Annotated in this window: 21 protein-coding genes, 2 tRNA genes and 1 other annotated feature; of the genes, 3 read left to right on the top strand and 20 right to left on the bottom strand. The window is 51.9% G+C overall.

Going from position 1 to position 24139, the window contains the following annotated elements; genetic code table 11:
* Positions 1-31 precede the first annotated feature (31 nt).
* The 11 genes from pheT to leuB all read right to left on the bottom strand — a co-directional run bounded on the left by pheT (position 32) and on the right by leuB (position 13425).
* Entirely contained in the window at positions 32-2482 is a 2451-nt protein-coding gene (gene pheT / locus MHI43_RS25885; protein ID WP_036659986.1) for a phenylalanine--tRNA ligase subunit beta, read from the bottom strand.
* 29 nt (positions 2483-2511) lie between these two features.
* Positions 2512-3546 carry a phenylalanine--tRNA ligase subunit alpha gene (pheS, locus tag MHI43_RS25890; RefSeq protein WP_015737144.1) on the bottom strand — a complete coding sequence of 345 codons (1035 nt, stop codon included), beginning with the start codon at positions 3544-3546 and terminating at the stop codon, positions 2512-2514.
* Between the two features lie 66 nt (positions 3547-3612).
* Positions 3613-3889: a binding site (T-box leader), on the bottom strand.
* 108 nt (positions 3890-3997) lie between these two features.
* The gene (abc-f, locus tag MHI43_RS25895; RefSeq protein WP_036659989.1) at positions 3998-5866 is read right to left on the bottom strand and encodes an ABC-F type ribosomal protection protein; all 1869 of its coding nucleotides are present in this window, start codon (positions 5864-5866) and stop codon (positions 3998-4000) included.
* 589 nt (positions 5867-6455) lie between these two features.
* Positions 6456-6526, bottom strand: a tRNA-Gly gene (locus tag MHI43_RS25900).
* A gap of 78 nt (positions 6527-6604) precedes the next feature.
* Positions 6605-6678 (bottom strand) — tRNA-Pro (locus tag MHI43_RS25905).
* A gap of 183 nt (positions 6679-6861) precedes the next feature.
* Entirely contained in the window at positions 6862-7827 is a 966-nt protein-coding gene (locus tag MHI43_RS25910; RefSeq protein WP_009593056.1) for an aldolase catalytic domain-containing protein, read from the bottom strand.
* Between the two features lie 78 nt (positions 7828-7905).
* On the bottom strand, positions 7906-9423 hold the full coding sequence (locus tag MHI43_RS25915) for a leucyl aminopeptidase (protein WP_036659991.1): 1518 nt from the start codon (positions 9421-9423) through the stop codon (positions 7906-7908).
* A 78-nt stretch (positions 9424-9501) separates the two neighbouring features.
* Positions 9502-10626 carry an ATP-binding protein gene (locus MHI43_RS25920; RefSeq protein ID WP_009593063.1) on the bottom strand — a complete coding sequence of 375 codons (1125 nt, stop codon included), beginning with the start codon at positions 10624-10626 and terminating at the stop codon, positions 9502-9504.
* Positions 10627-10951: 325 nt separating this feature from the next.
* The gene (locus tag MHI43_RS25925; RefSeq protein ID WP_015737147.1) at positions 10952-11359 is read right to left on the bottom strand and encodes a hypothetical protein; all 408 of its coding nucleotides are present in this window, start codon (positions 11357-11359) and stop codon (positions 10952-10954) included.
* Between the two features lie 276 nt (positions 11360-11635).
* Entirely contained in the window at positions 11636-12175 is a 540-nt protein-coding gene (locus tag MHI43_RS25930; RefSeq protein WP_009593058.1) for a peroxiredoxin, read from the bottom strand.
* A 173-nt stretch (positions 12176-12348) separates the two neighbouring features.
* On the bottom strand, positions 12349-13425 hold the full coding sequence (gene leuB / locus MHI43_RS25935) for a 3-isopropylmalate dehydrogenase (RefSeq protein WP_015737148.1): 1077 nt from the start codon (positions 13423-13425) through the stop codon (positions 12349-12351).
* A gap of 252 nt (positions 13426-13677) precedes the next feature.
* Here leuB and MHI43_RS25940 point away from each other — a divergent pair, with 252 nt between their 5' ends.
* On the top strand, positions 13678-14010 hold the full coding sequence (locus MHI43_RS25940) for a hypothetical protein (RefSeq protein ID WP_155989821.1): 333 nt from the start codon (positions 13678-13680) through the stop codon (positions 14008-14010).
* Between the two features lie 174 nt (positions 14011-14184).
* Here the strand turns inward: MHI43_RS25940 and MHI43_RS25945 are convergent, their stop codons facing one another.
* Complete coding sequence (locus MHI43_RS25945; protein ID WP_015737149.1) at positions 14185-14952, bottom strand: hypothetical protein; 768 nt, start codon at positions 14950-14952, stop codon at positions 14185-14187.
* A gap of 136 nt (positions 14953-15088) precedes the next feature.
* Between MHI43_RS25945 and MHI43_RS25950 the strand changes: the two genes are divergently transcribed.
* On the top strand, positions 15089-16069 hold the full coding sequence (locus tag MHI43_RS25950; protein WP_009589355.1) for an aldo/keto reductase: 981 nt from the start codon (positions 15089-15091) through the stop codon (positions 16067-16069).
* 257 nt (positions 16070-16326) lie between these two features.
* On the opposite strand, the gene MHI43_RS25955 is transcribed toward MHI43_RS25950, so the two are convergent.
* From MHI43_RS25955 to ilvB, 4 genes are all read right to left on the bottom strand, one after another.
* Complete coding sequence (locus MHI43_RS25955; RefSeq protein ID WP_009589363.1) at positions 16327-17865, bottom strand: 2-isopropylmalate synthase; 1539 nt, start codon at positions 17863-17865, stop codon at positions 16327-16329.
* Between the two features lie 164 nt (positions 17866-18029).
* Entirely contained in the window at positions 18030-19022 is a 993-nt protein-coding gene (gene ilvC, locus MHI43_RS25960; protein ID WP_009589347.1) for a ketol-acid reductoisomerase, read from the bottom strand.
* A gap of 165 nt (positions 19023-19187) precedes the next feature.
* Positions 19188-19673 (bottom strand): acetolactate synthase small subunit, encoded by a 486-nt coding sequence (gene ilvN, locus MHI43_RS25965; protein ID WP_009589349.1) that lies wholly within the window; start codon positions 19671-19673, stop codon positions 19188-19190.
* 1 nt (position 19674) lies between these two features.
* Positions 19675-21417 (bottom strand): biosynthetic-type acetolactate synthase large subunit, encoded by a 1743-nt coding sequence (ilvB, locus tag MHI43_RS25970; protein WP_015737150.1) that lies wholly within the window; start codon positions 21415-21417, stop codon positions 19675-19677.
* Between the two features lie 609 nt (positions 21418-22026).
* On the opposite strand from ilvB, the gene MHI43_RS25975 reads away from it, so the two are divergent.
* Positions 22027-22476, top strand: a complete 450-nt coding sequence (locus tag MHI43_RS25975) for a GNAT family N-acetyltransferase (protein ID WP_015737151.1) — start codon at positions 22027-22029, stop codon at positions 22474-22476.
* Here MHI43_RS25975 and MHI43_RS25980 read toward each other — a convergent pair whose 3' ends face one another.
* The 4 genes from MHI43_RS25980 to infC form a co-directional block, all read right to left on the bottom strand.
* Complete coding sequence (locus MHI43_RS25980; protein ID WP_036659996.1) at positions 22477-22800, bottom strand: hypothetical protein; 324 nt, start codon at positions 22798-22800, stop codon at positions 22477-22479.
* A 204-nt stretch (positions 22801-23004) separates the two neighbouring features.
* Positions 23005-23364, bottom strand: a complete 360-nt coding sequence (gene rplT / locus MHI43_RS25985) for a 50S ribosomal protein L20 (protein WP_006212255.1) — start codon at positions 23362-23364, stop codon at positions 23005-23007.
* A gap of 30 nt (positions 23365-23394) precedes the next feature.
* Complete coding sequence (gene rpmI, locus MHI43_RS25990; protein ID WP_007127239.1) at positions 23395-23595, bottom strand: 50S ribosomal protein L35; 201 nt, start codon at positions 23593-23595, stop codon at positions 23395-23397.
* A 26-nt stretch (positions 23596-23621) separates the two neighbouring features.
* Positions 23622-24116, bottom strand: coding sequence for a translation initiation factor IF-3 (infC, locus tag MHI43_RS25995; protein WP_009589332.1), 495 nt, complete (start codon positions 24114-24116; stop codon positions 23622-23624).
* Positions 24117-24139 lie beyond the last annotated feature (23 nt).

Below are 24139 nucleotides of genomic sequence, written 5' to 3' on the forward strand. Positions count from 1 at the left end.
ATGGATTCGATGCGGACGTTCACAATTCCTGCTATTTTCTTAATTCTGCGCCAAAAGTTTGCTGAAGGGCAGCGACTGCTTTTTCCGTAACCCCGGCAACCTCTTCATCGGTCAGCGTCCGCTCCTGATGGCGGTACGTCAAGGAGATCGCAACACTCTTCTTGCCTTCTCCCAGCTTGCTGCCCGTGAAGACGTCAAACACCTGAATCTGCTGCAGAAGCTCTCCGGCGTTCTCTCTGATGACTTGCATCAGGGAACCGGCTTCTACTTCCTCATTCACCACGATGGCAAGATCCCGCTCCATGCCCGGGAATCTAGGCAGATCGCGGTAAGCGACGCGGGCATTGGTCAGATCATAGAGCGGCTCAAGCAGGATCTCGGCGGCATAGGTATCTTCCAAATCCAGCTCCTGCTGCGTCTTTGGATGAATTTGTCCGAGCACCCCGAGCAGATGTTTGTTCTCGCCCTGACCTACGTAAACGGAAGCGGAACGTCCCGGATGGAAGCCTGCCGGCCCGTTCGCTTCGTAAGCAATGTCGTCAGCGCGAATGCCGAGATAATCGAGCACCGTTTCAAGCGCACCCTTCAAATCGAAGAAATCCACTTTGGCCGGCTGGACGTTCCACTGCTTGCTGCCTTTGCGTCCTGACAGCAGCAGACCGAGAACCGGACGCTCCTGCGGCTGCTTGGTCAACGTCTCCTCCTGCGTGTGGAACAGGTTCCCTATTTCAAACAGGGCCAGGTCCGGCTGCTTGCGGTTATGGTTATGCACCGCGATATCCAGCAGCTGCGGCAGCAAGCTGGTACGCAGCACGCTGCGGTCCTCGCTCATCGGCATCGCCAGCTTAACCGCCTTCCCGCCTTCCGATAGGGAAGTGAACACTTCCGCTTGCTGCGGATGAATGAAGGAGTAACCCAGAACCTCCTGGAATCCGCTGTGCGTCAACAGACGGCGAAGCGAGCGGCGGATGGCCTGCGCTTCCGTCAACGAACCCGGCGTCGTCGGTCCTTCAATCGCCGTGGTCGGAATGTTGTCATAGCCATACAGGCGGGCAACCTCTTCGATCAGGTCTACATCGAGCGTAATATCGCCGCGGCGGGAAGGCACTTGGATATCCACCAATCCCTGGCCCGCATCCCCGCTAGGGAAATGCAGTCGGGAGAAGATCGTTTTGACCTCAAGCAAAGACAGCTCCGTGCCCAGATAACGATTGAGCTTCTCCAGCGACAACGTAATCACGGACGGCTCGGTATGCGCACTTCCTGCTTCGACGATTCCTTGATGCACGGACCCGCCGGCATATTTCGCCATCAGTGCAGCCGCTCGGTTCAGAGCAGGGATCACTGCGGCCGGATCCACTTCCTTCTCGAAGCGGGAGCTTGCCTCTGAGCGAAGTCCCAGCTGACGGGAGGTTTTGCGGACGGTGCCGCCATCGAATTTAGCGGACTCCAGGAAAATATTCACCGTTCCATCCGTTACTTCGGAGTCCAGGCCGCCCATAACGCCAGCCAAGGCCACCGGCTTGCCGCCTGCCGTAATTACCAGCATATGCGGCTCCAGACGCCGCTCCGCGCCATCCAGCGTCACCATCGTCTCGCCGGCCTCAGCCAAGCGTACGTGAACCGCCCCGTCTTTCAGCTGATCCGCATCAAAAGCATGCAGCGGCTGGCCGTATTCCAGCATCACATAATTGGTAATATCCACGATGTTATTGATCGGACGCACGCCGGCTGCCATCAACCGGTTTTGCATCCACAGCGGGGAAGGAGCGATCGTTACCCCCGTGATATAGCGTGCAGCATAATGGCTGCACTGCTCATCCGCGCCGATCGTAACCGAGATATGATCGGCTGCTGCATCATGAACCTCCAGCATTTCCTTCTCCGGGTTCGGCAGGCTCAGCTCGCGGCCGAGGATGGCGCTCACTTCGTAAGCCGTGCCCAGCATGCTGAGGCAGTCGGAACGGTTCGGCGTCAGGTCCAGCTCCAGAATTTCATCGTTCAGGCCCAGCACATCCACAATCGGTTTGCCGATCTCCGTGTCAGCCGGGAGCACCAAAATCCCCTCCTGCAGCTCTTTGGGCAGCAGTTTGTCATTCATGCCCAGTTCCTTGGCTGAGCAAATCATGCCTTGGGACAGCACGCCGCGCAGCTTGGCTTTCTTGATATCCAGCCCGCCCGGCAGCTTCGCGCCCACAAGCGCTACCGGCACCTTCTGGCCAGCATCCACGTTTTTTGCTCCGCATACGATCTGGAGATCTTCTTCCTGGCCTGCATCGACGACGCACACGTTCAGCTTATCGGCATCGGGATGCTTCTCCTTGCTCTTGACGTAGCCTACGACCACGTTGTTAATGCCTTGATTCCGTTTCTCGATCACATCGATTTCAATGCCGGCCGATGTAATGCGGCTTGCCAAATCCTCTGAGGTTACGCCTTCGAGCGAAATATAATCGGACAACCAATCGGTTGAAACTCTCATTGTCTATTCACTTCCCTTTATCGTTAAAATTAGATCCGCGTGAACTGATTCAAGAATGCCGTATCGTTGTTGAAGAAGTGGCGGATGTCATCCACGCCGTATTTCAGCATGGCAATCCGCTCAACCCCCATACCGAAAGCAAATCCGCTGTACTTCTCAGGGTCATAGCCGCCCATTTCGAGCACCTTCGGATGAACCATGCCGCAGCCTAAAATCTCTAGCCAGCCCGTTTGCTTGCATACGCGGCAGCCGCTGCCGCCGCATTTGACGCAGGATACGTCCACTTCCGCGCTGGGCTCCGTGAATGGGAAGAAGCTTGGACGCAGACGGATCTGCGTGTTATCGCCGAACATTTCCTGAACGAATTGCAGCAGCGTCCCTTTCAAATCGCTCATGCGAATGTTCTCGCCGATCACGAGGCCCTCGATTTGATGGAACTGGAACGAATGGGTCGCGTCATCGTCGTCCCGGCGGAATACGCGTCCGGGACAGATGATTTTGACCGGCGCTTTTCCTTGCATCGACAGCATCGTCCGGGCTTGCACCGGGGAAGTCTGGGTCCGCATCAGCAGATCTTCCGTCAAATAGAAGGAATCCTGCATGTCGCGTGCCGGGTGGTTCTTCGGCAGATTGAGCGCCTCGAAATTGAAATAGTCCGTCTCCACCTCGGGTCCTTCCGCTACGCGGTATCCCATCCCGATGAAAATATCCTCGATATCCTGGATCACCTTGCTGAGCGGATGCACCGCACCTTGGCTGAGCTTGCGACCCGGAAGGGTCACGTCCACTTTCTCTGCGCGCAGACGCTCTTCGGTTTCCTGCTGCAGGAACGCTTCCTGCTTGCCGGAAATGACTTCCTCGATCGCGCCGCGAACGTCATTGGCCACCTGGCCGATAACGGGACGCTCCTCTGCGCTGAGTGCTCCCATGCCGCGCAGGATTTCCGTCAGGGCCCCTTTTTTGCCAAGGTATTTCACCCGCAAATCATTCAGCTGCTGCGGATCGTTAACATCCTGCAATTGCGCCAATGCTTCCTGCTTTAAAGCTTCCAATTTTTCCTTCATGGCTATTCGCACACCCCTTTGTAAACTCCATCATTGTTCTGAAAACAAAAAAGGCCTCTCCTCCCGAAAAGGGACGAAGAGACCGTGGTACCACCCTTGTTAACATGCATCATACTCTAACCAAGACGGTAAAAGCCTTGGGCACGAGTATGCCTCATCATGCTCACTTGACCGACGTAACGAATCGGACCCGTTATCCCCTACTCAACCGGCGGGCTGCCGTGTTCAGGGAACTGCTCCGGAGCGAACTTCACCAGCCTGATTCTTTGAGGGACACTCTCAATCCACGGCATCCCTTCCCTGTAAAGAGGCACTGGCTACTTTTCTCCATCCATGCATTTAGAACTTATGCAAATATATAGGGTTTATTATATGCAACCTTTCGGCATATGGCAAGTTTCATTTCCCCATTTTAACCTCATCGGACCGATTTTAATCTGGATCCCTGGGCTCAATCCGACAAAAGCCCGGCAAGCTCGGCCCGCAGCTCCCTAATCTCGGCAAGCCAGCTCGCCTCATCCCCGGCCTCAAGTCCATCAGCGGATAACCCCAGCAATTCCTGAATCCGGTACTCAAGCGCCATTCGGCGATTGTCCTTCTCGGTATCTCCCTTGATCACCCCGGTTCGCGCAGCCTGTTCCTCCTCCTCGCCAACGCTTCCCTCGAACCATGCGGGAGCTTCCCCGGGCTTCAGCGTAAGCAGCCGGTTCGCGATTTTGCGCACCAGATACCGGTCATGCGATACAAGCGCGATTGCGCCCGGAAAGCTTACGAGCACCTGTTCAATCACCTCTCGGGTATCCACGTCCAGGTAATTCGAGGGTTCATCCAATACGAGGAGATGCGCCCCGCTGAAATACAGCTTGAGAAAAGCCGTTCTGCACTTCTCCCCCATGCTGAGCTGTCCCATCTTCTTAAACACGTCGTCTCTCCTGAAGAGAAACGAGCCCAGCAGGGTACGCGCACGGCTCTCCGTCATGCCGGGAATGACAAGTAGGCTGTCCAGCAGCGTGGTTTCAGGTTCAAGCCCCTCAAGCTCCTGCGAAAAATAGCCGATCTTGACGGAAGGATTCCGGGTAATCCGGCCCTCCTGCGGATCGATCTCCCCCAGCAGCAGCTTGAGCAGCGTCGTTTTTCCGCTTCCGTTGGGGCCTCTTACGGCCAGCCGGTCGCCGCGGTTCAAATAGAAGGTGAGCTTATTAAAAAGCTGTTGATCTCCGTATCCAAAACAGATGTCCTTCACTTGGACCAGGGTTCGGCCGCCGAATGCCTCCCCTTCCAGCTCCATGTTCAGCTTGGGCCCGCTGCGCGGCTTATCCACCCGCTCGGCTTCCAACCGTTCCAGCGCTTTTTCCTTGGCATGGTATCTGGAGATGTTCTTCTTCGCTTTGGCCTTGTAGAAACTGGCGGTGATCTTGACTTCATTCACGTCCCCGGCCGCGTTATGCGCTTTATGGAACCATTCCTCGTATCTTCGGATCGACTCCTCAAGCGCCTTGCGGGCCAGCTCCTGCTTGCGATAAAGCGTCTCCTGCTCGCGCAGCTCGCGTTCCTTTTCGCGCCGGTAATCCGTGTATCCTCCCCGGTAACGCCGGAGTTCCTCCGACGTCAGCTCACAGACGGCGGTCGCCACCCGGTCAATGAATTCCCGATCATGGGATACAAACAGCACCGTTCCTTTATAGGTCGACACCAGCCACTGCTCCAGCCAGACCAGGCTTTCACTGTCCAGATGGTTCGTCGGCTCGTCAAGCAGCAGAAATTTCGGGGCCGACACCAGGAGCGCAGACAGCATCACCTTCGTCTTCTGGCCTCCGCTCAGCTCGCGATAGGACACCGGCCACACCTCCGGCCCGATGCCCAGCATCGTCATCGCTTTCTCCACCTCGGTCTCCCACTGGAAACCGTTCCGGGATTCATAACGCTCCAGCAGATTGCCATATAACTCAAGCAGCTGCTCCATTTCCGCAGCGCTGCCGCCGTTCATTCGCTGCTCGACTCCCGCAAGCCGAAGCTTCAGCTCCCATAACGTTGGATGACTGCGGCTGCGCACCGTATCGATCGCACTCATATCCCCTTCCTCCGGTTCATCCTGCTGTCTCAACCAGCCCCAGCGCTCTCTTGGAAGGATCGCCTCCACAACGCCGGAGGTAGGCTCAAGCTCACCGGCCAGGATGGAGAGGAGCGTTGTTTTGCCGGTACCGTTACGCCCATACAGCGCGATCCGCTCTCCTTCGGCCACTTCCAGCTGAATGCCTTCAAACAGCGGCTTTCCTTGAAGTTCCATGCTTATATCTTTCGCTTTTAGAATCATTGTCATATCGCCTCATCCTCTCTCTGTGAAAAACATCAAAAACCGCAGGCGATGGCCTGCGGCGGTTGTTATGAGAGAGGATTCGTTTGGATCTGAATAACGGGACGAATGCGCGCCACTGCTCAATTCTTCGGCTGTTCATTCCAGGCCAGCCCTGACGGTATTGAAAGGGCCTTACCCTTCGCCCGTCAACAAAAGCAGCAATCCGTTCCGTATATGTGATTGGAATTGTATCAGAGTACCGTTTCCGACATAACAAAAAGAGGCACCCCAGTCACATTGTTCAGACACGCCAAATCTCTCCCTCTACCGCCGTAGAGAAACGCCTGCAAAACTACATGCAGTTGTTTTAGAGAAAAGGGTGTCTTACTTCATTGGACTAGGTTACCTCGCATTCTTGGAATGAAATTATGGCCATTATAACAGATATTTCTAAAATGTAAAAGGGCTATCTGCGGAGCCTGCATCCTATAACAGCCAGAGATCCTTGATATCTCAAGGATTTACTACTTTGCCCCGTCTAAGATAACAAGCAGCTTTTGCAGCCTGAAGCAACAAAAAAACCCTTGATACCAAGGGTTTCTGTCTAACTATAAGCGGGTGATGGGAATCGAACCCACGCTACCAGCTTGGAAGGCTGGAGTTCTACCATTGAACTACACCCGCATATCCACCTACAAAAGTGACGCTATGCTTTGGAGCATATGCCGATTACTATTTGCGAGGTCCTAAATCATAAGCGAATCGGGACGACACGATTTGAACATGCGACCCCCTGGTCCCAAACCAGGTGCTCTACCAAGCTGAGCTACGTCCCGATAATCAACATTTTGTCTTTTGAAGACAAAAATAAATATACCATGCGTGACACGCAATTTCAACATGTATTTTATGGAAAATGTATCATAGGCACTAGAAAGCAAGCAGCACCCTTCCGAATGGGGAAAGATGCTGCTCTTTCATACACTGATATAAGATGCAAGGACGCGCCCTAGCCATCCTTACTTCTTTTTGTCGAACGTCACTTCCGGCGTCGTCAATTTATCGTAAAAATCCACTATTTTGTCTTTATCGTCCGAAGCGCGAAGTGCCATAGCGGAGCGCGGATGTTCGTCCAGGGTGCCTGTAATCATGTAGGGCATGATGTAACCCCACTCCTCTTTTTCGCGAAGAGGGATCATGAAGCGCTCAATAATGTCCAGTACCGGGCGCAGCTCGTACTTCGTGCCTTTCAAGTGGGTAACCAAAAGCTCGGTCGGACAGTTGCCGGCCGCGCGGCCCATGCCGTACACGGACGCATCCAGCAGCTCAACGCCGAGGTCGGCGGCTACCAGCGTGTTGGAGAACGCCAGCTGCATATTGTTATGGGTATGAACGCCAAGACGTTTGTTCGGCAGATGCGTCTTGAACTTATTTACCAGGTATTCCATGTCTTTATGATCCAGGCTTCCGTAAGAATCGACGATGTACACCACATCCACGACGCTCTCCCTGATCATCTCAAAGGCTTCCAGCAGCTCATTCTCCATCACGTTGGAGAGGGCCATAATGTTCAGCGTCGTCTCGTAACCGCGATCATGGAAGGTCTGAACCAGCGCAAGCGCCTTATCTACGTCTTTGATGTAACATGCAACGCGGATGAGATCCAGCAGGCTCTCCTCGCGCGGCAAAATATCATCCTCATCCACCCGGCCGATATCGACCAGTGCGGACAGTTTGGTTTTACCTTTATGGGGAATAACTTCTCGAAGGAATTCATCATCCAAAAAACGCCAAGGGCCGGCTTGATCAGCGCCTTTTAGCAGCTTAGGCGAATTTTTATAACCGATTTCCATATAGTCCACGCCAGCCTCATTCAGGCCTGCATATAAATTTTGCACGAATTCTACGCTAAAATCCCAGTTGTTCACCAATCCGCCATCGCGAATGGTACAGTCTACAATCTTTGTCTGACTACTCTTAATCATTCTAAGCTAAACTCCTCTCGGCAATTTTCTCTTCATCATACTTGAATGCCGGTTGAAAAGTAAAGCATAACATGTGCATCAATCCTTGACGGCCTCGGCCTCTCGGAGTATCCAGTCGCTGATGGTTCGGACGAGCACGCCGGTTGCCCCTCTGGGATCCACGCCCCGCTCCTTGGACAAGTAAGCCGTACCTGCAATGTCGAAATGAACCCAAGGCAGCCCGTCAGCAAACGTGCCCACAAAAAGACCGCCCGTGATCGTCCCGCCTTCTCGCCCGGTTTGATTTCGCAAATCCGCCACCTCGCTCTTCAATTTATCCCAAAACTCCGGATAGGATGGGAGCGGCCATATTTTTTCGCCGGCCCTACGGGAAGAAGCGATAAGCTCCTGCAAAAAGGTTTCGTCATTGGATACGGCCCCGGTGGCGATATCCCCAAGCGCCGAAACGACGGCCCCGGTCAACGTGGCCACATCAATCAGGCGCGAAGCGCCGAGCTGCTTGGCATGGGTTACGCCATCCGCGAGCACGATGCGGCCCTCGGCATCCGTGTTCAGCACTTCGACGGTACGGCCGCTCAGCGTCGTCACGATATCGCCTGGTTTAAAGGCGCCGCCGCTCATCACGTTCTCCGCAGACGGGATCACCATCACGACATTCGCCTTGGGACGAATACGCCCGAGAGCCTCCATAACGCCAAGCACTGTAGCCGCCCCGCCCATATCGCTGATCATATCCTCCATTCCGACTGCCCTCTTCAGCGAAACGCCGCCGGTATCAAACGTGATCCCCTTGCCTATCAGGCCGATCACATCGTCCCATGTCTCCCGTCCCTGATAACGGATCGTAATCATGCGCGGCGGATGTATGCTGCCTTTCCCTACGGCCAAGAGACCGCCCATTCCTTTCTCGACCATAGCTTCCTCATCCAGGACCTGTGCTTCGAAGCCGTACCGCTTCGCCAGCTGAAGCGCCTTCTGGGCCAAGTCTTCCGGTAACAGTTTATTGCCGGGAAGGTTCGTCAAATCTCGTGCCAGGCAGGTTGCTTCTCCAATCGCTTGGCCCAGCGACATGCCTTCCTTCCACGCGGCTTCATATTCCGCTTCCGCATTTCCTTCTATATAATAGAGGATTTCTTCTAAATCCGTATGTTCGGAAGCATCGCGTTTATAATGCGGTTTTCGGTAGCTTCCCAGGATAAAACCTTCGGTTAAAGCCTGAGCAGCGTCGCGGGGCGTCTGTTCGGCGGTGAAGCTGACCATCGTATGCGGAATTTGAATGGCCGCGCTGCGTATTCCCGATTTTACGGCCGCCTTCGCCGCTTGAGCTGCAACCAAACGCAGCTGCTCGGATGTCAGGATACCTTCGGGACGGCCTACCCATATTAACAGGCGCGATCCGCTCGAAATGCTCTCCGGCCATACGAATGACCGGTTGGCGGTGCCGTCGAACAGCCGGTTCTCCGCTAACTGCTTTAATAACGGGTCCCAGGCCGGGGAAATGCCGCCCTCCTTCGCTTGTTTTTTAGTAACGGGAACGATGATGGCATCCGCTTGTACTTGCCCGGCTGTTAAATTGCTTTCAAATGTCCATTTCATGTCTCTTCTCCTCCTAAAAAAGAAAAAGCCATTCCATTGGAACAGCTGCTCTTGTATTCAAATCGGTTGCATATCCTCTTAGACTTCCGACACGTCCAGCTTGGGAAACGTGATCACAAACTCGGTCCCGGCCCCAACCTGGCTATCCACGGCAATGGTGCCGCCATGGTTTCGGATGATGCTGTAGCTCACGGACAAACCAAGTCCCGTCCCGCTCTCTTTCGTCGTAAAAAAGGGATTAAAGAGGTGGTTCAGCGTATTCTGATCCATGCCGCCCCCGTTATCCGAAATGCAAATGTTAATATGTTTCCCCGTGTCACGGGCTGAAATATCAATCATCCCGGTAATGTTCTCGTCATGATGCTCATTTATGGCGTCGAGGGCATTTTTAATAATATTCAGAATCACCTGTTTGATCTGCTTGACATCAACGGAAATAAACGCAGGTGGGGTCTTATCGGTATGCAGATTGATCTGGCATCCCTTCATCAAGGCTTCGCTCTCTGTTAATAGAACAACTTCCTTCAATAATGAGGATACAGATACAATCTTGGTCTCTGGAGCCGAGGGTTTGGAGGAATTGAGAAATTCGTATATAATATCGTTTGCGCGATCGATCTCCGTTAGTATGATTCTGGCATACTCGTCCTTTCCCAAACTTACGAGATGCGGACGCAGCAACTGGATAAAGCCTCGAATGGATGTCAGCGGGTTTCGGATTTCATGGGCAATGGAAGCCGAGATTTTTCCCAGCATGGCCAGTTTATCGTTCTGATAAGCGGTTTGCTCAATTCGTTTGAAATCCGATACATCCTTCACGCTGATCAGGAAATCGCCTTCCATTTGGTCCCCATACGTCATCGTGATCAGCCACGATCTGCCGAATTCATCAACCAATTCATGGAATCTTCGGCGATGGAATACCGTTTCCCGAAAAATGCGAAGTATTTTTTTCTTCTTGAATCTGGAGAGCTGGGGATGACGCAATAGCTGGGTCAGCGTACAGCCTGTCAGCGATTTACGGGATACGCCTAACAGTTTTGCCATCTGCACGTTAACAAATGCCAACACTCCATCACTATCAAAGAGGATAATCCCGCTGTCGAGATTCTCCAGTATGTTCTCATACTTGTTCCTAATAAGCTGACTGGAATGAAATGAACGAATTGCCTGCAGCTCAGATTCACGGATTTGACTCAACAAGATGGCTCCCCCTTTTCTTGAAAAGTTGAACTCACCAAACCGACAAAAAACATGCGAAAAAAATGAGCTTGTCCGCCTCTGAATCAGAAGCAGCCCGAATCTGCTTCCTTCCATGATAGTCATCGAAACAAAGAAACGTCAATCAGAAATCCTGTCGAAAAATGGATAATTGCATAAAAATACCATTGTCATTACTTATGTACTTTGGTTTATGTAATTGATATAACACCCGTCATTGCACAGCTAATGTAAATGATTACCCAAATCCGCCTGATTTGAAACATTAAAAAAGCCCCGGGCATTCACGAGGCTTTATTAATCCTAATTAAGGCTGCTTTTGGAGTCGGAGCCTGCGCTGGCTCATCACGGCAAGCCGTCTTTTCAGTTCGCCCTGCCACTTCTCGTCCTCCATCCATTTGGCAACCACCAGGAGATCCAGCGACATATCAATCTGACTCTGAACAACCGTGAGCGGATCCTCCGACTCCCGATTGACCACATTCTCAAAAATGGCATCCTCATCTTCCATCACGTAATCCTGAAAATCCACTTGGGATGCACCGTCACCATGGGCATATTCAGCCAATATCTCATACTCATTCTCAACCCGATGATGAACCTCGACGCGATGGCAGACCGGACAAGACAGTAGGGGAACATTATGTACTTGAGTGCGATAATGCTTCAGTGTACCCTTTGTACCCATCATACTAGCCCCACAGCAAAAACTCATATCGTTCACCCTCCTTGTGTGGATTCTCAATCGTTTCAATATTGTATTCGCTTTCAGGCAGGCTAATTCCTTCATGAAAAAAACCTTGATTTAAAATTTTGGCATGATTTCCTAATCATAAGCCGGCCAACCTATTTATTTAATTATATATTAACGCAAGCGCGGTTTCCTAAACAAAAGTCTTCCCCTATTTCATCCAATAAAACCAAGAGTGAAAAAACCCCCATTACCTGGACGTAATGTCAGGTAATGAGGGTTGCTATTCATGAAATGGAATTACAGGTTGCTGTCGCCCGGCTTCCAGTTCATTGCGCACAATCCGCCGGATTGCAGTGCTTGAAGAACGCGAAGCGTTTCTTCTACGCTGCGGCCAACGTCGTTATGGTTAACAACTTGATATTTCAATTCGCCTTCTGGATCGATGATGTACAGGCCGCGCAGAGCAACGCCTTCTTCTTCGATCAGAACGCCGTAGTCTCTAGCTACGTTCTTGGTGATGTCGGAAGCCAGCGGGAAGTTCAATGCTCCCAGACCGTTAGCTTCTTTAGCTGTGTTGATCCAAGCTTTGTGGCTGTGAATCGAGTCAACGCTCACACCCAGGATTTCCGTATCCAATGCTTTGAATTGATCGTAAGCATCGCTGAGAGCCGTGATTTCAGTTGGGCATACAAAAGTGAAATCCAGCGGATAGAAGAAGAATACGAGCCATTTGCCGCGGTAGTCGGACAGGCTGACTTTGCCAAAATCTTTACCGTCACCTGATACAGTTTCCATTGTGAAATCAGGAGCCGCTTTACCAACCAAACGTTCTGCCATGATTGAATTCCTCCTTAACATATGTAAGAAAATACGTGTATTTTCTACATGGTATGTTCTATGAACATTTAATAGAAATGTTATCATCGAGGCTAATCAAAGTCAAGATTGTAGACGTTACTTTATTATAATTATTATAAATAAGAAGTTTTCTTGAACGTACGCTTCTTCTATTAACGGATAGCCGCGGCAATCAAATCGCCCATCTCCGTGGTGCTGAGCGCCTTGCTCTTATCAACGGCAATGTCTGCCGTCCGGTGTCCGGCATCAAGCACCTCGGCAACTGCGCGTTCAATGGCGTCAGCCGCATCCTCGTATCCGAACGTGAGGCGATACATAAGCGCTACGGAAAGAATCGTTGCGATCGGGTTCGCCAAGCCTTGGCCGGCAATGTCCGGAGCCGAACCGTGTACCGGCTCGTACAGACCGAAAGCTCCTTCGCCCATGGATGCGGATGCCAGCATGCCGATGGATCCTGTCAGCATGGCTGCTTCGTCGCTCAGAATGTCACCGAACATATTCTCGGTTACGATGACATCAAAGCTGGACGGGCGGCGCAGAAGCTGCATCGCGCAGTTGTCTACCAGCACGTGCTCCAGCTCGACGTCCGGGTATTCAGGGGCGATGCGGTTTACGGTTTCGCGCCACAAGCGGGACGTTTCCAGCACGTTCGCTTTATCGACGGAAGCCAGCTTCTTCCGGCGCTTCTGTGCAATCTCGAAGGCTTGATGCACGATGCGCTCTACCTCGGCGGTATTGTATACGCAGGTATCTACCGCTTCTTCTCCGCCTGCACCTTCGCGTCTGAACTTCTCGCCGAAGTATATGCCTCCCGTCAGTTCACGAACAACCATCAAGTCGGTTCCTTCCAGAACCTCGGGCTTCAGTGTGGATGCATCCTTCAAGCAGTCAAAAATGACGGCCGGACGCAGGTTCGAGAACAGGCCAAGCTCTTTGCGGATGCCGAGCAATCCGGTTTCCGGGCGAAGCTCCTTCGCGTTGTTGTCCCATTTCGGTCCGCCTACCGCACCAAGCAATACCGCATCGGCGCTTTTGCATACGCTCAGCGTTTCTTCCGGGAGCGGCGTTCCTTTCTCGTCGATCGCAATGCCGCCAAACAACGCATGTTCCGTCGTGAATGAAAGTCCGAATACCTCTTCGGTACGTTTAATGATTTTCTCCGCTTCCGCCACTACCTCAGGACCGATGCCGTCTCCCGCGATTACCGCGATTTTTTTCGTTTCTGCCATCCTTCGTCACTCCTTATTTATATATACACTGGTCGTATTTAATCATCTAGTTACTGTTGTAACATACTTCCCCCTCGATTGACCAAGATATAGAAACTATGAACTTAATTCGTTTTGCCTATAAGTAGGGGGAATGTGATCAGGGAGACGGCGTCATAGAAGTTGTACAGAAGCTCGAAGAGCTAATTTCGCGAGAGCGACTTAATGCGAGTAAGGCCTAAGGCGAGTAAGACTTAATGCGAGTAAAGCTTCGTGGGTGCTTTATGCGTGGTCTACTTGTACAGGAGCGGCTTTAGCGAGAGCAGCTTTATGCGAGAGCAGTTCATGCGAGAGCAGTTTATGCGAGAGCAGTTTATGCGAGAGCTTCGAAGAGTTAATGTGGGAAGCTCCGAGTACGTATCGTTCCTCCAATCGCTGTTGTCGCCGAATTTCTGGATTGTATGTCAGGGGATGAAATTCGGCTCCAAAGGCGACCGCTCCGCTTTTCCGGAATCGATTCGTCCTCTCCGCTGCTTCGATGCTAATGAATTGCCAGGTCACCGGAGGAGAGCACATCTCCCTGACCACAAGGGTGGTGGGGGGTAGAAGAGCCGCCCTATGCAAAATGATTGGGCGGCTCTTGAAGGTAACATCCGGAGGGTAACAACTTAAAGAGATTCTTGGTTGGTCCTAGTCTTTGTAGGTAGAGGAAGGAAAAAGGAGCAGGAACGAGACTAGCTGTAGGAACAAGGATATGGTATCGAAAAGGAGGGAGCAGAATTAGGAAGCTGATTGTAACAATTCGTTAAAATCTGGAGCCTGAATGGAATGCTTCTTCTGGAAATCGTTGAACAGCTTTTCCTGTAGCTCATAATAGCTGTCCATCCCCTTCGTGCTCTCGTCAGACAGAATATTTGCGATTAATCTACTGTTGTACAATGAGGTTTCGTAATCCTCATACACCTCCGCACTGTTCCAAAACTCTTCTTCCGTCTTACCCGAAATGCGAATTCGGTTCTCCATGATGTAAAGAATCAACCGGTGGTTGTCGTCATTGGGATCAGCTTCATCCAGCGCTGCTTTTTGAAATTCGATTTCCTCACTGACTTCTTTGGGCGTTACGACCACGCCCGACTGTCTGGCGTAATTCGCCGTTAGTTGCGTGATGACCATATCTTTCAGTAATGCGGCATCGGAAGGAATTTCTTTCACTTGGTTTAGGGCAAATATTAAGTCTCTGTTTATCCTCGCCAGAACAAATTCGCTCAGCGATATCTTCACGTCCTCTTTATCTACAACCCAAGTTGGGCTAGGATGATTTTGTAATTTGTCTTGAAGCACTTTCACCGAATCAAAGGTTTCCCTAATGATTTGTTTGTTACTTTCCGTTAGCGATATGGATTGAAGACTGGTCAGGTCAGACATGGTTTCCTTGAAATCAGTATCGACAGCAGTCTTGGGCTCTGTTTGGTTGCAAGCGCTGATCATCAACGCCGAGGTTAACACAACAAGCAATGAAAGTATCCTGAAAGGAACTAATCGATTCATCCTACCCCTCCTCGTAAAATCAGTCCCTATCCATATTAACGTTTCCGAACGCCGTTAGTTACATTTTTCTGCCAATACGCTACAATAGGGGTGAATTTGCCTTATACCCTAAACGACCAAGGAGTGATCATCGATTATGAAGTACGCAGCTCTAGGTAAATCCGGCATGAAAGTAAGTCGTCTGTGTTTGGGGACGATGAATTTCGGTCCTGCCACGGATGAAAAGGAAGCCTTCCGCATCATGGATGCAGCGCTTGATGCCGGCGTCAATTTCTTTGATACGGCGAACATCTACGGCTGGGGCGAGAATTCGGGCCTGACCGAAACCATCATCGGACGCTGGTTTAACCAAGGCGGAGGCCGCCGCGAAAAAGTCGTTTTGGCTACTAAATTCTACGGTTCCATGAGTGATCCTCTGGATGGCCCCAACAATGAAGCCGGGCTGTCGAGCTATAAACTTCGCCGTCATCTCGAAGGGTCGCTGAAACGTCTGCAGACCGACCATATCGAGCTGTACCAAATGCATCACGTCGATCCTTCCGTCACTTGGGACGAGCTCTGGGGCGCTTTTGAGGTTGCGGTTCATCAAGGAAAAATCGGATATGTCGGATCCAGCAACTTTGCCGGCTGGCAGATTGCGGTTGCGCAGGCCGCGGCCCAAAGCCGTCACTTCCTCGGTCTCGTTTCCGAGCAGCACAAATACAGCCTGACCTGCCGATTGCCGGAACTCGAAGTACTCCCCGCTTCGCAGCAGCTGGGTCTCGGCGTGATTCCATGGAGTCCGCTGGACGGGGGACTGCTGGGACGCAATGCCCTTAAAAAAATCGAGGGCTCGCGCAGCGGAGGCAATGCGGAGCGCGTAGAGAAGCACCGCGCGCAGCTGGAACAGTTTGCCGCTCTCTGCCAAGAGCTGGGCGAACCGCAGGATAACGTCGCTCTTGCCTGGGTGCTGAAGAACCCGGCCGTTACCGGACCGATTATTGGGCCGCGCACGCTGGAGCAATTCGAAAGCTCCCTGCGCTCGCTTGAGATCGAACTCGATGAATCCGTGATGAAGCGCTTGGATGAAATATTCCCGGGTCCGGGCGGCGCCGCCCCGCAGGCCTACGCCTGGTAAGATCCGGGTCCGTATCGACGCCTTAACGAAACCCTGTCTTATCTCGTTGATCAGCTGCATCAATCCGGTATCGGCCCTCTGCTATGAGGCCGTTTAAGGCTCGATGCTAGTGTCTTGATACCTGCATTCCACGTCTGGCCAACAGTTTAATAAAGCAAATAAAAGAGGAGCCGCTTCAATAGCGGCCCCTCTTTTTTTATGGCATGCACCTTCAGCGCTCATGCGGAGAGCAGATCTCCCGCCACGCCAAGTATGGATTACAGCGTAGCGCGCTCGCGCCGGCTAAACGTTTTGCGTTTCTCGATCAGGACGTTCACCGCATCGACGTAGGCACGTGCGCTCGCTTCCAGAATGTCGGTGCTCAAGCCGCGGCCTTGCGCGGCCACGTCGTTTTGAGACAGCACGACATGCACTTCACCTTGGGCATCCTTGCCGTGCGTTACCGACTTGATGGAATAGTCCGCAAGCGTAACCTCTTCTCCGGTCACCTTGTCGATCGCGTTATAGATCGCGTCCACGGAACCGTTGCCCTCGGCCTCTTCTTCAATCGTCTGATCTTCTGTTGCAATGCGCACCCGCGCCGTCGGCGTTGATTCGTTGCCGTAAGCAACAAAGATCGTTTCCAGCTTGAAGACCTCCGGCGTATCGATCAGTTTTTCCTCCAGCAGAGCCAGAAGATCCTCATCGGAAACTTCCTTCTTCTTGTCGGCCAGCACTTTGAATTTGGCGAATGCGTCATTCACCTGTTCTTCGGTCAGCTCATAACCCAGATCCAGCAGCTTCTCCCGGAAAGCATGGCGGCCGGAATGTTTGCCTAATACCAGCTTGCTTTCTTTGAGTCCGATGGACTCCGGGGTCATAATTTCGTAGGTTGTCTTCTCCTTCAGCATACCGTCCTGGTGAATGCCGGATTCATGGGCGAATGCGTTCGCGCCGACAATCGCTTTGTTGCCTGGCACGACCATGCCGGTCAGCTTGCTCACAAGGCGGCTCGTGCGGGCGATTTCGGTTAAGGCCAGCCCCGTCTTCGCTCCAAAGAATTCGGAACGCGTCTCGAGCGCCATCGCGATTTCCTCGATCGCGGTATTGCCTGCACGTTCACCGATTCCGTTGATCGTGCCTTCGATCTGATCGGCCCCGTTCAGAATGGCGGCAAGGGTGTTCGCCGTGGCCATGCCCAGATCGTTATGGCAGTGCGCACTCAGCTGAACCTTCTCGATATCCGGAACATTTTCCTTCAAGTATTTGAAGATGGCCCCGTATTCCGAAGGGTTCAAATATCCCACGGTATCCGGAATGTTCACGACATTGGCGCCTTCGCGCACTGCCATGGCGACGACCTCGGCCATGAAATCAAGCTCGGTCCGGCCCGCATCCTCCAGGGAAAATTCCACTTTGGAAAAGTACTTCTTAGCGTAACGGATCGAAGCCTGCGCCGTTTCCAGCACCTGCTGCTTCTCCATCCGCAGCTTGAACTTGCGGTGAATCGGCGAAGTGGCCAGGAACACGTGAATGCACGGGTCCTGGGCACCTTGAAGCGCTTCGCGAACCGCATCGATGTCATTCTCTCTGGAGCGTGACAATCCAATGACCGTAACGTCCTTCACCGCGCGTGCCACTGCATTCACAGCTGCAAGGTCACCGGGGGACGCCGCTGGAAACCCTGCTTCCATGCGGTCGATTTTCAACTTTTCGAGCTGAAGGGCGATTTCCACCTTTTCCCGAGTGTTCAAATTCACGCCAGGAGACTGCTCACCATCTCTCAGCGTTGTATCAAAGACATAAATCTTTCGCATGTCGGCACCTCCTTGAAGTTTATCTCATGACGTAAACATCCGGCGGCAGTTGATAGAATCCCCTGCCGCCGGCTGCTTAATCTGACGGATCCGGGCAGCAGCATCATCATCTCATGCCGGGCTGCCCCAAACCCCGAAGAATTCCTTATGAATTCTATATATTCTTATTTTTTGATCCAATGCATCATTTCGCGAAGCTCTGCACCCACCACTTCGATCGGATGCTCGGACTCGTTGCGGCGAGTAGCTGTCAGGAAAGCGCGTCCCGATTGGTTCTCAAGGATAAAGTCGCGGGCGAATTTACCCTGTTGAATATCAGACAGGACTTCTTTCATTGCCTTCTTGGTATCTTCGGTTACCACGCGCGGGCCTGTTACATAGTCGCCATACTCCGCCGTGTTGCTGATGGAGTCGCGCATGCTTGCAAGACCGCCTTCATAGATCATGTCCACGATCAGCTTCAGTTCATGCAGGCACTCGAAGTATGCCATTTCCGGCGCATATCCAGCTTCGGTCAACGTTTCGAAACCTGCTTTGACCAATGCGGATACACCGCCGCACAATACCGCTTGCTCACCGAACAAGTCTGTTTCGGTTTCTTCGCGGAAGGAAGTCTCGATAACGCCTGCGCGAGTACAGCCGATGCCTTTTGCATAAGCAAGACCGATCGCCTTAGCTTGTCCAGTCGCGTCTTTCTCGATTGCGATCAATCCAGGTACGCCAAAGCCTTCAACGTACGTACGGCGAACCATGTGACCCGGGGATTTAGGAGCAACCAGAAGAACGTCGTTGTCCTTAGGAGCTACGATTTGACCGAAATGAACGTTGAAACCGTGGGAGAACATCAGTGCCGCGCCTTTTTTCAGGTTGGGCTCGATATCGTTTTTGTACACCGCTGCTTGCGTTTCGTCCGGCATCAGGATTTGTACTACATCCGCACGGCTAACGGCTTCCGCTACAGGGAGTACTTCGAAACCGTCGTTTTTCGCTTTGTCGAACGATTTGCCTTCACGAAGACCAATGACAACCTGAAGTCCGCTGTCGCGCAGGTTTTGCGCTTGGGCATGACCTTGGCTTCCGTAGCCGATAACCGCGATCGTTTTGTCTTTCAGCACGCTGAGTTCTGCATCTTGTTCATAATAAGTAGTAATTGCCATTTGTATAAGTCCTCCTTTGATTTTAAAGACCCTTCATGATGAGCGGGTATCTCAATAGACCGCTGCTTACCCGATCTGCTGAGACACCCGCTCATGCCATGCAGGTGTCTAACGCTTATATTGCAATAACTTTGTCATCCGGATAAAAAGAATAATGTTACATCATTACGCGTTACCGCGAATCATCGCGGTAACCCCGGTACGGGAAAGCTCCTGGATGCCATAAGGCTTAAGCAGCTCGATCATCGCATCGATTTTGACGGTATCGCCGACAACCTGAACCATCAGGTTGGTCGTGCCGATATCCACGACGGATGCGCGGAAGGTTTCGACGACGCCCATAATTTCCGGTCTTGCCGACGGCTCGGCTTTTACTTTGATCAGGGCGAGCTCCCGGGCAACCATCGGCTTCGAGCTTAGATTGATGACTTTAATGACATCGATCAGCTTGTAAAGCTGCTTCTCTACCTGCTCCAGCGTCGTTTCGTCTCCAGTGGTTACGATAACCATCCGGGACAAGCCGATTTCCTCCGACTGTCCCACGGTAATGCTCTCAATGTTAAAGCCCCGGCGTCCGAATAACCCGGATACGCGCTGCAGGACACCCGGCTGGTCATTCACTAGTACGGCAATGGTATGTTTTGTACTCATCTTACGCATCCCCCATCAGCATTTGATCGATTGTCGACCCTTGCGTCACCATCGGATACACGTTCTCGCCTTTCTCTACAACGAATTCAACGAGGACGGGTCCCGGCGTTTCCATCGCTTCGGCCCAAGCACGCTGTGCTTCTTCTTTCGTGGTGGCACGAAGTCCTTTGACACCGTAGGCTTCAGCAAGCTTGACGAAATCAGGGCTGCCTGCCAGATCGATATGGCTGTAACGGTTATCGTAAATGATCTCCTGCCATTGACGAACCATCCCAAGCACCTGGTTGTTGATGACAACGATTTTTACCGGAATGTTGTTGATGGCACAGATGGCAAGTTCTTGCGAACACATCTGCATGCCGCCATCCCCGTTGATCGAAATGACCAGGCGATCCGGATGCGCCATCTGGGCACCAATCGCGGACGGGAATCCGAAGCCCATCGTTCCGAGACCGCCGGAGGTGATCCAGGAACGCGGCTGGTTGAACTTGTAATACTGCGCGGCCCACATTTGGTGCTGGCCAACGTCAGTCGTTACAATGGCTTCACCCTTTGTGGTGTCGTTCAGCATTTCGATAACCCATTGCGGCTTCAGCACCGTATCCGAATCGACATAACGGAATGGGTATTCGGCTTTCCATTTGCTGATCTGGTCTCTCCAGGCATCAGCTTTCGCTGCGTATGGAACGAGCGGATTCAGCATCTCAAGCACGGTCTTCACGTCTCCGACAATCGGGATATCGGTCGGCACGTTCTTGCCGATCTCAGCCGGGTCGATATCGATATGAACGATCTTCGCATGTGGCGCGAAACCGTCGAGCTTGCCTGTAACCCTGTCATCGAATCTTGCCCCGATGTTGATCAGCAGATCCGACTGCTGAATACCATGGTTCGATGTGTAGGTGCCGTGCATGCCCGGCATTCCTGTCCACAGATCGTTGCCTGTCGGGAAGGCGCCAAGGCCGAGAAGCGTTGTCGTGATCGGAATCCCGGTTTTGTTCACGAATTCGTACAGTCCTTCGTGAGCACCGGAGTAAATCACGCCGCCGCCGGCAAGAATCATCGGACGCTCGGCCTCCTCGATCGCGCGGGCCAGTTTATCCAACTGAAGTTTGTTCGGCACCGTCCGAGGATTATATCCTCTCAGCTGGATTCGCTCTTCCGGCTGGAACAGCGTGGTTGCCGCCGATACATCCTTCGGAATGTCGATCAGCACCGGTCCTTTGCGGCCGGTTGAGGCGATATGGAAGGCCTCATGAATCACCCTTGGCAGATCCTTAACGTCCCTTACCAGATAGCTGTGTTTCGTAATCGGCATCGTGATGCCTGTAATATCCGCTTCCTGGAAAGCATCCGTACCGATCAGGGTTGTTGCAACGTTACCGGTAATAACAACGAGCGGAACGGAATCCATGTAAGCTGTTGCGATACCGGTCACAAGGTTCGTTGCCCCCGGTCCTGAAGTTGCTATGCATACGCCGACTTTGCCGCTTGCGCGGGCGTAACCGTCAGCGGCATGAATGGCACCTTGCTCGTGTCGGGTCAAGACATGGTTGAAATCCTTAAAACCATACATCGCATCGTAGATATACAGGACGGCTCCGCCCGGATATCCGAAGACGCACTCGACACCTTCGAGCAGAAGACTCCGAAGCAAGATTTCCGAACCGGTAATCACTTCAGGCTTCAACCATTTCTCTCGTAATTGTTCTGTAGACCGCACTTCTGGAGTTTGCGCGCTCATCAGTCATCCTCCTCTCAAATATTGGCACTCTTCTCTTTCATCCATGATTCAAGCAACAAAAAAACCTTCCGTCGCCACACCCGGAGTATCTCCGTGTGAGGGACGAAAGGTTTAGCTTCCGTGGTACCACCCATATTTGCCCTACACCTCGCAGTGCAGAGCCTCAGCAGGTATGAAGAACGCATGAACACAGCTCTTCAATATCTGCAGTCCGTAACGCGGACTAAGACGATTCCCCCTAATAAACGCTGTTACGACTTAATGCGATAAAGTCATAGCGTAGCATCTTTCAGGGAAACAGCTCCGAGGTGAGCTCGTATAAAAGGGGTTTTGGTGGTGGTTTCAGCTGATCCATCCACTCTCTGAGCAAAAGAGCCCTTTAAACTTCGTCCTCATCATTGCCGATTGGATATATTCGTTAAAATGTTTAGAAACATTATATGATTCATTCAATCCAGAAGTCAACACATTTATTTTACTTCCGATGAAAGGTTTTCATTCACAATGGGCGCAATTCCTCCGCCGCCTTGAAGCAAAACACCCTATGAAACCCTGCTACATATGATAAATGGAGCAGACTTAACCGCGGTGAAGGGAGGAAACAACACGATGATCCGTTACCGAAAACCGGACCAGGATGATCCGATGATTCTGCAGCTCATCGAGTCCCAACTCGTCCCGCTTTCCCATATGACCAAAAAAGAGCTGGACCTCATCCGCAAGGATATTCCCTCTCGTTTACGGCGCGGCGTGACCCTTGTCGCTTCGCCTCAGGATAACGAAAAAATCGTTGCTTTTATCCATTTCATGATGCACGGCGAGCTGCTGTATATCGATATGCTGGCCGTCGCATCCACCGCACAGCGAAAACGGTGGGGTGTCCGTTTGATGGAACATGCCGAACGTTTCGCTGTATCCCGCGGATGCAAACGTGCCAAAGTCATGGTGGACATCGGCAACCACACCGGTCTTCATTTTTACCGAAAGCTTGGCTATACGGTGACCAGAATGATCGAACCCAGCCGATGTTATGAGTTGGAAAAGATTTGGTTCCTCTAATTACCAGAAGAAGCCTGGCCCGAATCCTGGTCCAAAACCCGGTCCAAAGCCTGGTCCAAAGCCCGGCCCGAAGCCGCCTGGGTAGCCTCCAAACCCGCCGCCATATGCATAAGGTGCCGTACCAATGGCAAGAAGATCAAACAATGCGAGCGGAATAATCGCCTTGGTTTTCACCTTTTTCCCCTTGGTTGCCGGTTCCACATAAAGGCGGTTGCCGGAGACGCGTACCAGCTTGCCCGTCACCATAGTTCCGTTTTTCTTATACGCCACGATCTCTTTGCCCACGTATGATTTCACTTTCGCCTTGCTGACAGGCTTGTGCATAAGATCCCTCCTCAGGTAATATACATTTCAATTTATTCCGGAAGGAGTTCCCTTGCTTGTTTCAATGCCCTTACGATAGCAAAAGATAGGCGACTCTCTCCATGAGCCGAGCACCCGTGCCGCCGAAATGATGCATGATAGCGGGGGGACGCAAAATAAAAAAAACCGCCGTAATATTACGGCGGTTTTTTCATACACGTATAATTAAGCGTTCACTTTTTCTTTAGCTACAGTAGCCAAGGAATTGAACGCGTTCAAGTCGTTCACAGCCAGATCAGCCAGCATTTTGCGGTTGATGTCCACGCCAGCAAGCTTCAGTCCATGCATCAATTTGCTGTAGGACAGACCGTTTTGACGAGCAGCCGCGTTGATACGAACGATCCACAATTTGCGGAAGTTACGCTTCGTATTGCGACGATCGCGGTATGCATAAACGAGGGATTTCATAACCTGCTCGTTCGCTGTTTTAAAAATGCGGTGTTTGGAACCGAAATAACCTTTCGCAAGCTTCAATACTTTTTTATGTCGACGACGAACGACAAATCCGCCTTTAACTCGTGCCATATCAAAAGACCTCCCAATAATTGTTGTTTACTATTTCAAGTTAGCCAGACCTTGCTTCAAACGTTTAACATCTCCAGGCGCCATGACAGGGCTATTGGACAATACGCGCTTCGCACGCTTGGATTTGTGGGAAAGCAAGTGGTTTTTGTAAGCTTTATAACGTTTAACTTTACCAGTACCAGTAATTTTGAAGCGGCCTTTCAGGCTGCTATGTGTTTTCATTTTAGGCATTGTAGTACTTCCTCCTCTAATTTCTCTTAGGCTTTTGGAGCCAAAATCATAATCATGCTGCGGCCTTCCAATTTCGGCTGACGCTCAATGACGCAGAGATCCGCCACTTCCGTTTTCACGCGCTCCAAAATCTTCTGACCGATGTTAGCATGGGTGATTTCACGGCCGCGGAAACGCACGGAGCATTTCACTTTATCGCCGTCTTTCAAAAACTTAACGACATTGCGAAGCTTGGTTTGATAATCATGCTCCTCAATGTTGGCTCGGAACCATACTTCTTTGATGTCCACAATTTTCTGGTTCTTCCGTGCTTCCTTCTCTTTCTTCTGCTGCTCATAGCGGAATTTACCGTAGTCCATGATGCGGCATACCGGCGGTTTCGCCTGAGGGGCCACGTTCACCAGATCCAGATTGAGATCAATTGCCATTTGCAGTGCTTCACGAATCGGCTTGATCCCGATTTGCTCACCTTCGGCACCAACCAAACGTACTTCTTTGGCCCGAATCTCGTCATTGATCATATGTTCCTTACTGATAGTCCTCC

The sequence above is a fragment of the Paenibacillus sp. FSL H8-0457 genome, from assembly GCF_038051935.1.
GTDB classification, from domain to species: Bacteria; Bacillota; Bacilli; order Paenibacillales; family Paenibacillaceae; genus Paenibacillus_AQ; species Paenibacillus_AQ lautus_A.